Annotated in this window: 6 protein-coding genes; 2 read left to right on the plus strand and 4 right to left on the minus strand. The window is 52.5% G+C overall.

Annotated features, from left to right (window positions below):
- Window positions 1-107: 107 nt before the first annotated feature.
- The 3 genes from rpoC to ubiG form a co-directional block, all read right to left on the minus strand.
- Window positions 108-4214, minus strand: coding sequence for a DNA-directed RNA polymerase subunit beta' (rpoC, locus tag IG82_RS0105875; protein WP_052545774.1), 4107 nt, complete (start codon window positions 4212-4214; stop codon window positions 108-110).
- A gap of 90 nt (window positions 4215-4304) precedes the next feature.
- The gene (gene rpoB / locus IG82_RS0105880) at window positions 4305-8483 is read right to left on the minus strand and encodes a DNA-directed RNA polymerase subunit beta (RefSeq protein WP_245591068.1); all 4179 of its coding nucleotides are present in this window, start codon (window positions 8481-8483) and stop codon (window positions 4305-4307) included.
- Window positions 8484-8637: 154 nt separating this feature from the next.
- The gene (gene ubiG, locus IG82_RS0105885; RefSeq protein WP_052545762.1) at window positions 8638-9465 is read right to left on the minus strand and encodes a bifunctional 2-polyprenyl-6-hydroxyphenol methylase/3-demethylubiquinol 3-O-methyltransferase UbiG; all 828 of its coding nucleotides are present in this window, start codon (window positions 9463-9465) and stop codon (window positions 8638-8640) included.
- An 83-nt stretch (window positions 9466-9548) separates the two neighbouring features.
- Here ubiG and IG82_RS07015 point away from each other — a divergent pair, with 83 nt between their 5' ends.
- Both IG82_RS07015 and IG82_RS0105895 read left to right on the plus strand, forming a co-directional pair.
- Complete coding sequence (locus IG82_RS07015) at window positions 9549-10766, plus strand: amino acid kinase family protein (protein ID WP_156095421.1); 1218 nt, start codon at window positions 9549-9551, stop codon at window positions 10764-10766.
- The gene (locus tag IG82_RS0105895; RefSeq protein ID WP_052545764.1) at window positions 10759-11817 is read left to right on the plus strand and encodes an NAD(P)H-dependent flavin oxidoreductase; all 1059 of its coding nucleotides are present in this window, start codon (window positions 10759-10761) and stop codon (window positions 11815-11817) included. The genes IG82_RS07015 and IG82_RS0105895 overlap by 8 nt, the downstream gene beginning before the upstream one ends.
- A 144-nt stretch (window positions 11818-11961) precedes the next feature.
- Here the strand turns inward: IG82_RS0105895 and IG82_RS07275 are convergent.
- Window positions 11962-12206, minus strand: a 245-nt coding sequence (locus IG82_RS07275; protein ID WP_216476173.1) for a hypothetical protein, incomplete at its 5' end; no start/stop codon positions are given.

Consider the following 12206-nt stretch of genomic DNA (forward strand, 5'->3'; position numbering starts at 1 on the left):
ACACACCCCAACAAAGACGCGGCCACAAGGACGAACCTTCACCCAGCTGAAAGAAGCACGAGCGCCCCTGATGCTTCCCAAGATTGAGTGACGCGAGCGGTTCTTTGTCAGGCTGAATCATGCTCTGCGGCCTCGACCGCTTCCTGAACAGCCGCAGGCAATGCCTCTTCCTCAGCTTCTATCACAGGCTGCTTGGCTTCCGCTTTCAGCTGGCTCATGACCCACCCTGTGCCCACAAAAGGCAAGTGACCCACAATCACGCTTTCTTTAAGGCCCGACAAGAAGTCAACCTTGCCCCACACCGCAGCTTCTGTAAGCACACGCGTTGTTTCTTGGAACGAAGCCGCTGAAATAAACGACTGCGTCTGCAACGAGGCGCGCGTGATCCCCTGAAGCACAGGCACGGCCTTGGCTGGCTGACGTCCTGCATCGATCATGCCTTGATTGACTTTTCTAAACTCACGTTTATCTACCTGGTCACCCACCAAATACAGCGTGCCACCTGGATCGGTCACCTCCACTTTTTGAAGCATCTGGCGCACAATAATCTCAAGGTGTTTATCATTAATACGCACACCCTGAAGACGATAGACTTCCTGAATCTCACGAATCAAGTACGTAGCCAAAGATTCCACGCCCATCACGCGCAAGATATCTTGCAACACAGGGCTGCCGTCCACAATCACTGTCCCGGCTTTGACATGGTCACCTTCCTGCACCAGCACATGGCGTCCACGGGGCACAAGATATTCGACAGGTTGCTTTTCTTTATCGTCCGGCACCACCAAAATACCACGCTTGGTTTTATAGTCTTTACCAAACTCAATACGCCCAGCACATTCGCTGATAACGGCGGGGTCTTTGGGACGACGAGCTTCCACAAGCTCCACAATGCGGGGCAGACCCCCAGTAATATCGCGGTTCTTTGAGGTTTCCCGTGGCAATTGTGCCAGCACATCACCCACCTTAACCTCGGCGCCATCCGACACCTCAAGTAAAGCATCAGCAGAAAGGAAATAGCGCGCTTCCGCCCCATTCGAAAGCACCAGCGGCTGGCCTTCCTTATCGCAAATCACAATGCGCGGACGCAAGTGGGTACCCTTGGAGGTTTGGCGCCAATCCAGCACCGTGCGCTTGGGAATACCTGTGGTTTCATCAATGATTTCCCGAAACGAGACATCTTCCTTCAAGTCCACAAACCTGACAACACCACCCTTTTCTGTGATGATCGGCATGGTATAAGGGGCCCACTCCGCAAGTTTATCGCCCTTTTTCACCTTTGCATCATGAGAGACCACCACATGTGCACCATGGGGAAGCTCATACCGGGCCAGCTCTGCGCCCTCACCATTCACAAGGCATACATCCATGGAACGCGCCACCACCACAATATTTCCTGCAGAATTGGTGACGGTATCTTGCACCTCAAACACAATGCGACCATCGTGAGAAGCTGTGACTTGAGAATCTTCCGCCGTTTTTTGTGCCGCCCCCCCTAAGTGGAAGGTACGTAACGTAAGCTGGGTCCCTGGCTCGCCAATGGATTGGGCAGCAATCACGCCCACCGCTTCTCCCACAGACACCCTGTGGCCACGGGTCATGTCACGGCCATAACACTGCGCACAAATCCCTCGCGGTGCTTCGCAGGTCAAAGCTGAACGTATTTTCACAGCATCAAGCCCCAAAGGCGCCATACTCACCAGCACCTTTTCATCCACCATGGTTCCTGCTTTGACCACCACATCACCGGCTTCGTTTTTAAGATCTTCCGCCAGCACACGCCCAAACAGACGGTCTTCTAAGGACGTGAGCACTTCACCCCCTTCCACAACCGCTTGGACCAAAATACCTTCCCGCGTGCCGCAATCTTCCATAAAGACCACACAGTCATGCGCCACATCCACAAGACGTCGCGTTAAATATCCCGAGTTGGCCGTCTTCAAGGCCATATCTGACAAACCTTTGCGCGAACCATGGGTGGAATTGAAATATTCAAACCCCTTAAGGCCTTCCGCAAAGTTAGAGGTAATGGGGTATTCCAAAATATCGCCTGAGTGTTTGGCAATCAATCCGCGCATAGCAGCAAGCTGACGCATCTGGGCCACAGAGCCTCGCGCACCGGAGTGTGCCATCATATAAATCGCATTCATATGGTCTGGGGTTGTGTCTTTAGAGAGATTGCTGAGCATGGCATCCACCACTTTCTCTGTACAATCACCCCACGCGTCCGTCACTTTGTTATAGTGCTCACCTTGCGTAATCAACCCGTCAAGGTATTGCTGGCGATACTCACGCACCAATCCCCATGTGTCTTGAATGAATTGTTCCTTTTCCTTCGGTACAATCAAATCGTCTTTACCAAAAGACACACCTGAGAGTGTGGAATACTTAAACCCAAGAGCCATCAGGTCGTCAGCCAAGGCCACCGTGGCTTCCTGTCCACAGGCTCGATAAACGCGCTCAATCAACGCGCCCACATCCGCTGAGGTCATGACCTTGTTGATGAGGTCAAAAGAAATATCTGGATGTTGAGGCAAAATTTCACCCAAAATCACGCGCCCAGGCGTGGTGGTCACCATACGCCCCGACGACAAACGCATGGAGATCTGCGTATGCAAATTGACTTTCTTAGCAAAAAGGGCATGCTCCACCTCGGGCACAGAACCAAAGCACGGCAAGTCACCCTCTTTTTCTTTCTCGGCCAACGTCAAGTGATAAAGGCCCAGTACCATGTCTTTAGACGGGATAATCACAGGGCTACCATCGGAGGGGCTGAGGATATTGTTGGTGGACATCATCAAGATGCGTGCCTCAAGCTGGGCTTCTGTGGAAATGGGCACATGCACAGACATCGTATCACCATCAAAGTCAGCATTAAACGCCTTACACACCAGCGGGTGCAAATGAATGGCTTTGCCTTCCACCAGCACGGGCTCAAAAGCCTGGATGCCCAAACGGTGCAACGTAGGCGCACGGTTAAGAAGCACAGGGTGCCCCTTCACCACCTCTTCCAAAATGCCCCACACTTCGGGACGTTCTTTTTCCACAAAGCGCTTGGCAGCCTTCACCGTGGGGGCAAGACCATATTTTTCAAGGCGATTATAAACAAACGGTCTAAACAACTCTAAGGCCATTTTCTTGGGCAAACCGCACTGGTGAAGCTTGAGATGCGGACCCACCACAATCACAGACCGGCCTGAATAATCCACACGTTTTCCCAAAAGGTTTTGACGGAAACGACCGTTCTTACCACGCAGTGACCCCGATAAGGATTTAAGAGGCCTTTTGTTCGCCCCCACCACAGGGCGCCCACGCCGCGAGTTGTCCAAAAGGGCATCAGCAATTTCTTGAAGCATGCGCTCTTCATTGCGGATAATGATGGATGGAGCTTTTAACTCATACAGTTTTTTTAACCGGTTGTTACGGTTAATCAAGCGACGGTAAAGATCGTTAAGATCTGCTGTCGCAAAACGGCCCCCATCAAGGGGCACAAGTGGACGAATCTCAGGAGGAATCACCGGAATGACATCAAGTACCATCCACTCAGGACGCACACCCGAAGACAAAAAGGCGTTCACCAGCTTTAAGCGTTTGATGATTTTCTTGCGCCGCACCTCAGAGTTGACAGAATCCAGTTCATCCATCAGCTCTTGACGTTTTTGCGGCAAATCAAGTTGCATCAACAGCTTTTTAAGGGCCGCTGCGCCCGTGAGGGCTTCAAAATTTTCCTCACCATAGTCTCTTTGGGCGTCCACAAACTCTTCTTCCGAAAGAATTTGCCGCGGTTTAAGCGGTGTGAGCCCCGGCTCAATGACAATATACGCCTCAAAATAGAGGATTTTATCCAGCTCTCTTGTGGTCAAGTCAAGCAGCGTACCGATGCGGCTGGGCAAAGATTTGGTAAACCAAATATGCGCCACAGGAGAAGCCAGCTCAATATGGCCCATACGCTCGCGGCGCACGCGAGATAACGTGACCTCCACACCGCATTTTTCACACACAATGCCGCGAAACTTAATGCGCTTATATTTGCCACACAAACACTCGTAGTCTTTGACAGGACCAAAAATGCGTGAGCAAAACAGTCCGTCCCGCTCAGGCTTAAAGGTACGATAGTTGATGGTTTCGGGGCGTTTCACCTCGCCATACGACCAAGAACGCATTTGCTCTGGACTGGCAATAGAGATACGGACTGCATCAAAGTCTAGCCCCATGGTCTGTGACACATCTTTTTTTGGAGATGGTTTAAGCTGGCTCATTGACACCCCTCACTCTTGATCTTTTTCAACACAACAACGCTCATACTATTCAGCTTTTTCAGCATAGGCCTTAGCCTCATTTTCATTCAAAAACTCCATGTTTAACCCAAGCGCCCGCAACTCTTTAACCAACACATTGAACGAGGCCGGCACACCACACGAAAAGCGCGTGTCCCCTCTGACAATAGATTCATAAGCATTGGTGCGCCCTTCTGTATCATCAGATTTAATGGTCAACATTTCTCGCAAGGTGTAGGCAGCGCCATAGCCTTCAAGAGCCCACACCTCCATTTCACCCAAACGCTGGCCACCCAAATTTGATTTCCCCCCCAAGGGCTGTTGGGTGATCAAACTGTAGGGCCCCACAGAACGAGCATGCATTTTTTCATCAATCAAGTGATGGAGTTTGAGCATATACAAAACGCCCACCGTTACTTTGCGATCAAAGGGCTCACCGGTGCGTCCATCATAAAGGGTGGATTGACCCGAAGAATCCAGCCCAGCCACATCCAACGCCTTGCCAATCCCTTCCATTTTAGCACCCTCAAACACGGGGCTCATCATGGGCACACCACCTGAAAAACCCACCGCCCATGTCAACAATTCTTCAGGGGAAGCTTTGTCAATCCGCTTCACCATATCATGGCGCGGGGCTAGCGCGTAAAACTCTTTCAACAGGGCTCTTAACCCCTCAAAATCGAAGGTTTCAGCATCCACCTGCGACGCTAAGAAAGACGATAAGCGATGGCCCAGCCCTTTGGCCGCCCATCCTAAGTTAGTTTCAAACACCTGCCCCACATTCATACGAGACGGCACACCTAACGGGTTCAGCACCATATCCACGGGCGTTCCATCTTCAAGATAAGGCATATCCTCCACGGGCAACACCTTTGAGACCACGCCTTTGTTACCATGACGCCCGGCCATTTTATCCCCGGTTTGAAGCTTACGCTTAATCGCCACAAACACCCGCACCGTTTTGAGCACCCCCGCCGGCAAATCATCGCCGCGACGCACGCGCTCCACCTTCTTTTCAAAACGCTCATCAATGGCCGTAAGCAAGGGTGCCAGGGCGTCGTAACGCGCTTTCACACGCTTTGACACCTCAGCTTTCACAGAGAGTTTTGCCAGCGCAGACACGGACAAAGGCGCCAATACCTCAGCTGTCAATGTCGTGGATGCCTCAAGGTTTTCATGGGCCGCCGTCAACACCTGCCCTTCCAGCAACGCTCTCAGCTGCACCGCAAATCCATATTCAAGAATGGATTTTTCAATGTCACGCTCCTTAATCAGCTGCTGAATTTCCATGTTACGAATGGCCACAGAACGCTCATCCGCTTCAACGCCGCGCCGTGAGAACACACGCACATCCACAACCGTGCCCGAAGCCCCCGCCGGCATCTTAAGGGATGTATCCCGCATGTCCACAGATTTTTCGCCAAAAATGGCACGCAGCAGCTTTTCTTCCGATGTCATAGGGTTGTCACCTTTCGGTGTGACCTTGCCCACCAAAATGTCACCGGCCTTCACCTCAGCCCCCACATACACAATGCCTGACTCATCCAAGCGGCCCAGCATTTCTTCACTGATGCCGGAGATATCCCGCGTGATTTCCTCACTGCCCAATTTTGTATCACGAGCACACACCTCATATTCTTCAATATGGATCGATGTGTAGGCATCATCTTGCACCAGTCGCTCAGAGACAATGATGGAATCTTCAAAGCCATACCCATTCCACGGCAAAAAGGCCACCGTCACATTGCGCCCCAAGGCAAGCTCACCCTTGTCTGTGGAAGGGCCGTCGGCAATCACCTGCCCTGCCGTCACGCGGTCACCGGCCTGCACAATGGGCCGTTGATTCATGCACGTGCCGTGATTGGTTTTTTGAAACTTGGACAGGGTATAAATATCGACATTGGATGCTTCATCCGCCGTCACCTCAGCGCCCTCTTTGTGCTCAATATCTGCCAACACCACAATGGACGTAGCATCCACCTGGCTCACCACGCCCGCACGACGGGCCATCACCACACAGCCAGAATCCCTGGCCACCACGCCTTCCATGCCTGTGCCCACCAGCGGGGCTTGAGGCTTCAACAGGGGCACTGCCTGACGCTGCATGTTGGCACCCATCAAGGCACGTGAGGCATCATCATTTTCTACAAAGGGAATCAACGCCGCAGCCACCGACAAGATTTGCTTAGGAGACACATCGATAAAGTCAATATCCTCAGGGGCCGTCAACACATATTCACCATGTCGGCGACAACTCACCAAGTCTTCAGTCAACTTACCGTTTTCCAAGCGCGGCGCATTGCCCTGAGCAATGGTGTACGAGCCCTCATTAATAGCTGATAGATACACCACCTCATCTGTGACATGGCCATCTACCACACGTGCATAGGGCGTTTCAATAAAACCATAATCATTCACCCGGGCATAAGACGCCATGGAGTTGATCAACCCGATGCTCTGCCCCTCTGGCGTTTCCACAGGGCACACACGGCCATAGTGAGTGGGGTGAACATCACGCACCTCAATACTGGCCCGATCTTTGGCCAGCCCGCCAGGGCCCAAGGCTGACAAACGCCGCTTATGGGTCACCTCTGACAAAGGGTTGGTTTGGTCCATAAACTGAGAAAGCTGCGAGCTGCCAAAAAAATCTCTCAACACAGCTGTGAGGGGCTTAGCATTCAACACGTTTTGCGGCACCAAATCCTCAGCATCCAGGTTGCTCATACGCTCTTGGATCGAGCGCTCAAGCCGCAGCAGGCCCAACTGATATTGCCCCGACAACATTTCACCCACCGCGCGCACACGACGATTGGAGAGGCTGTCAATATCATCAATGGCATCACGACCATCTCGCAAATCAAGCAGCACCCGCACGATGCCAAAAATATCTTTTTTAGATAAAAAATGCTGTTCTTCAGGCACATCCGTTTTAAGGCGCGCATTCATCTTAATACGCCCCACCGCCGAAAGATTATACCGCTCAGGATCGAAAAAGAGGCCATAAAAAAGAGCCGCCGCCGAGTCAAAGGTGGGGGGATCCCCAGGGCGCAAAATACGATAAATCTCAAACAACGCTTCCTGGCGAGAGTTGTTACGATCTGACATCAAAACGTCCCGCAAATAACCACCACGCTTGACGTGGTCAATATCCAACACGCCAACGCGTGTGATGCCTAGCCCTGCGAACTTGTCAAGCAATTCAGCGGTGATTTCATCCCCTGCCTCTGCATATACCTCACCGGTGGCCTCATTCAGAAAATCTCTGGCCAAATAACGCCCCACCAGGTCTTTCTTTTCAAACCGCAACGTTGTAACACCGGCCTCCACAATCCCCTTAAGGGTGGCCTTCGTCATTTTTTTACCTTTGGGCGCCAGCACATCCCCTGTCTTACCATCAACCAATGGCTCAGAGAGTTTCACCCCACGCCACAAATCAGGCACAAACGGGCATGTGGCATGATCCCCATCAAGCTCGTACGTCAACTCATCATAAAAAGCGTGCAGGATATCTTCCCTCGAAAACCCCTGTTGCGATGACACGCCCTCAGCGCCATCCACATCAGACAACGCCATCAATAAGGTGGTGACGGGGAACTTGCGCTTCTTATCAATGCGCACATAAAGCATGTCTTTGGCGTCAAACTCAAAGTCAAGCCATGACCCACGAAACGGACGCACACTCGCAGAAAAAAGATGCTTTCCCGACACATGGGTACGCCCGCGATCATGGTCAAAAAACACGCCCGGAGACCGGTGCATCTGAGACACCACCACCCGCTCAACGCCGTTGATCACAAAGGTGGCATTTTTGGTCATGAGCGGAATATCGCCCATATAAACATCTTGCTCTTTGATAGATTCAATGGCGCGGTGACCTGTCTCTTCATCCACCGACCACACCACCAAACGAAAGGCTACACGCAGCGGCGCTGCATAAGTGGCGCCTTTCTTGCGCGCCTCACCTTCATCATATTTAGGCTCTTCAAGGACATAGTGGCTAAATTCTAGCTGCGCATGACCTGAAAAGCTTTTGACGGGGAAAAAATCTTGGAAAATGGCCTCAAGGCCCTCCCTCTTCCTTTTTTTTGGGTCCACATCTTTTTGCAAGAACCAGTCATAAGATTTTTTTTGCAATTCCACAAGATTGGGAAGAGAGGCAATTTCTTTGGCATGAGCAAAACTCAGCCGTGGGAGCGGAGAGGGCAACGACATTCCTTTTCCTTTGCTAAATAACACAAATGGCAGCCACACGCCGCCACGACACAACAACCCGGTGAACCCCTTGTTTTAAGACACAAAAGGCCGAAAAAACCCGTTCTGAAAAAGAGAGGGAATGTCTAAAAAGAGGTCGCATAGTTATCTATCTTAACGATTCTTTTTCATTTTTCAAGAAGGCCGTAAAGTAATTTGTATTTATTTTTTTGGAAAAAATCCATGCTTTTTTTCTGGGCGCATAATCAACCCCTTGAACGTCCATGACCTCCCAATTTAAGGTATCTGCACAATGCGCCAACTCACCCGGTGTTAAAAAAGCCTCCCAGGCATGGGTGCCTTTGGGAATCCACCCCAGCACATACTCCGCCAGCCCAATGGCCTTCACGGCTGATGCCACCGTGCGATTGAGGGTGGATAGCAAGCAGAGCCCTCCTGGTTTGAGAAGATCGTCAATATCAGACAAAAAGTCTAAAGGATCCTCGGTATGCTCAATCACCTCAAACGCCACAATAAGGTCAAACATGGGGCCCGGACGCTGTTTGCGATATGCGGCAAGAGACAGCGCGTGATACGTGAGATCGAGCCTTCCTTTTTCACCCCCCTCTTGGCCCTCAGACCTCGCACCAGCCTTTGCCCCAGCTTTTGCCACCGCTTTTGCCTCCTCTGCGGCCTGGTGCGCGCGCGCGGTATCCACGTTTTGAGGCAACGCATCAAGGCCTGTCACATGGGCACCTTGTCTGGCCAGCGGTTCCGCAAGCAACCCACCCCCAGTGCCAATATCAAGCACATGAAAGCCCTGAAGCCACGGACGCACCAGGCTCTTTTCCGGCCTCCCTTGATGACGCGCCCACATCGCGCGCAGCCAAGATAGCCGAAGCGGCGTCAGTGCGTGCAGCATGCCAAAGGGCCCTTTTTCATCCCACCACGCCTCCGCATGATCATGAAAGGTTTGCTCGCCAATAATTCTTGCCATGTGCCCTGTTTTCTGAGTAAAGTTAAGCAGCGTTATGGGGTCTCTTGTCCCCCTCACATACTATCACAAGAAACCATAAAAAGATGACGTCTTCAGAAAAAGCAAGTTTGGTGGTCAAAAAATTTGGAGGCACATCCTTGGGCACACTTGACAAGATCGCTCAGGCCGCTGACCATATTTTGTCTTTTGCCCAGCATAACCAGCCGCTTATTGTGGTCACCTCGGCCATGGGGGGCGTGACCGATCGATTGTCTGATCTGGCGATTCCTCACTTAGGTTGTGCCAGCGCCGAACACGATGCCCTCCTCACCTCTGGCGAGCATGCCGCCGCCGCCCTCATGGCGCTTTGTTTACAAAAAGCCGGGCGAAAAAGCCGCTCTTGGCAGGCGTGGCAAATTCCCATCGAAGCCACCACCGAGCATGGCGATGCGCGTATCACACATATCCACCTTGATGCGCTCCACGCGTTTATGGACCAGGGCGGCATCAGCGTTGTCACCGGCTTTCAAGGCATCACGAAGGAAAAGCGCGTGGCCTCTTTGGGGCGCGGCGGCTCAGACATCACGGCGCTCGCCCTAGCCGCATGGTTTAAACGCACGAAACGCTATCAAGAAACCTTATGTCATATACACACCGATGTAGAAGGCGTGTATACGGCCGACCCCCGCGATGTGCCGCAGGCCTGGCAATGCCCCGAGCTTGATTATGACACCATGCATCAGCTGTCTCAAAAAGGGGCGTATGTCTTGCATCCCCGCTCTGTAGATTATGCGCGCCAAGAAAACATCCCGATCTATGTCCGCCTCGACACCAGCACAAAACCCGGCACATGGGTGAGACGCACCTGCAAACAGCGCCCGCCCCTATTAATGGCCAAACAAAATGACTGGATGGCGCTCTACACCCCTGCCAGCACCTGCGCTTTCACCCAGCATCTTGCGCGCACGCATCCCCATGCCTGTGTGATGATGGAAAAAGAACAACACACCTTGATAACGCGGCCTTTATGGACACAAAACAAACATATGTTTTCCGCAAGCACCGCGCCTCAAGAACAAGCCTACAGCTTGCTTTCTTGTTTCATAGAAGGTAAAAAAGAGGTATGGCGCGTGTGCATGGATGACCTCCGCACGCGCAAAGATGTTTATATACGCGAGCCTATGAACGAAACCTGCAAACGTGGCCCGTTGTGGTCCCTCTTTTTGCCGACAGCCCAAGCGGCAGACACCATGGCCTCTTTGCATACACACGTCTATCCACACAAACAAGAAGAACACTCTGACATTTTGCCTCATGCTTGAGACCCTCTATCCTTTTCTTCACAATCACCCTCAGGCTTGGCGCACCCTGGCCTCCACATGGAAAAAGGGAACCGATTTTCTCGGCACACCCCTGGCCCTTTTGGGCGGCGCCATGACATGGGTTTCGGATGCGCCGCTTGTGGCGGCTATGTCGAATGCGGGGGCTTTTGGCGTGTTGGCCTCGGGCGCCATGTCTCCTTCTCAGCTGCAAAGCATGATTCAGCAAACCCAAGCGCGCACGACGCAGCCTTTCGGCGTCAACCTCATTTTGATGCATCCCAAACTTGAAGAAATGATCGACGTTTGCCAACAAGAACAGATTTCCCATGTGTTTTTTGCCGGCGGCCTTCCCACGCGCGAACATATGGACCGCGTGAGCGCCTATGGTGGTAAGCCCGTGGCCTTCGCGCCCACGGTGGCACTGGGAAAACGACTCGTACAGGCTGGTGCTGAGGCCCTCATCATTGAGGGCACAGAAGCTGGCGGGCACATTGGCCCTGTGTCGTCTTCGGTGTTGGCCCAAGAAATTTTGCCGACCATCACAGACGTGCCCGTCTTTGCCGCAGGCGGCATTGGCAGTGGGTCCATGGTGATGAGTTATCTCCACATGGGCGCTGCTGGGTGTCAGTTAGGCACGCGCCTTGTATGCGCCGAAGAATCCTCGGCCCACCCCAACTTCAAAAAAGCCTTTATTCGCGCCCATGCCCGAGATGCGGTGGTGTCGCAGCAGCTAGACCCCCGTTTTCCTGTGATTCCGGTGCGCGCCCTCAAAAACAAAGGGATGCAAGCGTTTATGGACAAACAAAAAGACGTCATCGCGCGTTTTGACAAGGGTGACATCACGCGCCAAGAAGGCCAGCTTGAGATTGAACATTTTTGGTCAGGCGCGCTCAGGCGCGCAGTGTGTGAAGGGGATGTGGAGCACGGCTCTCTCATGGCCGGCCAAAGCGTGGGCCAGGTGCGCGCCATCGAACCCTTAACAGACATTCTCGCCGCCCTCTTAACAGATATGCTGGCCGCCCTGGAGGCCCATCCGCCTCAGGCAGCCTAACCCTACGCGCAGCCTGCGTGCATCTACGCAAGAACCTCATGTAACATGCCGCCCTCTGGTCAGAGATGTGCGCGTTGTCTTTGTTTTTGTTGACAAATAGGCATAAATTCTTTGTCTTCGGAGCCGAACTCCTTGTATTTTTTGTTAAGAAGGATAGATCATGGTGCATTTGTATAACCATAGCTTAGAAACCGTTCGCGCCGGGCTGAGGAACACTTGCTTAAGGTTGGCGTAGGTCAGCGTGGCAAGCGCTGTGATGGCCGCACAGAGTTGGGGCATGAACGCCCCTGACAAAGAAGCTGGGCCTGAGCCATCAGCGCACGTTGCCCCCTCAGCGCAGGGTATATCACCGGCACAGGGTATATCACCGGCACAGGGTATATCACCGG

Origin of the sequence: Candidatus Hepatobacter penaei (genome assembly GCF_000742475.1) — a bacterium.
Classification (GTDB): Bacteria; Pseudomonadota; Alphaproteobacteria; order Holosporales; family Hepatobacteraceae; genus Hepatobacter; species Hepatobacter penaei.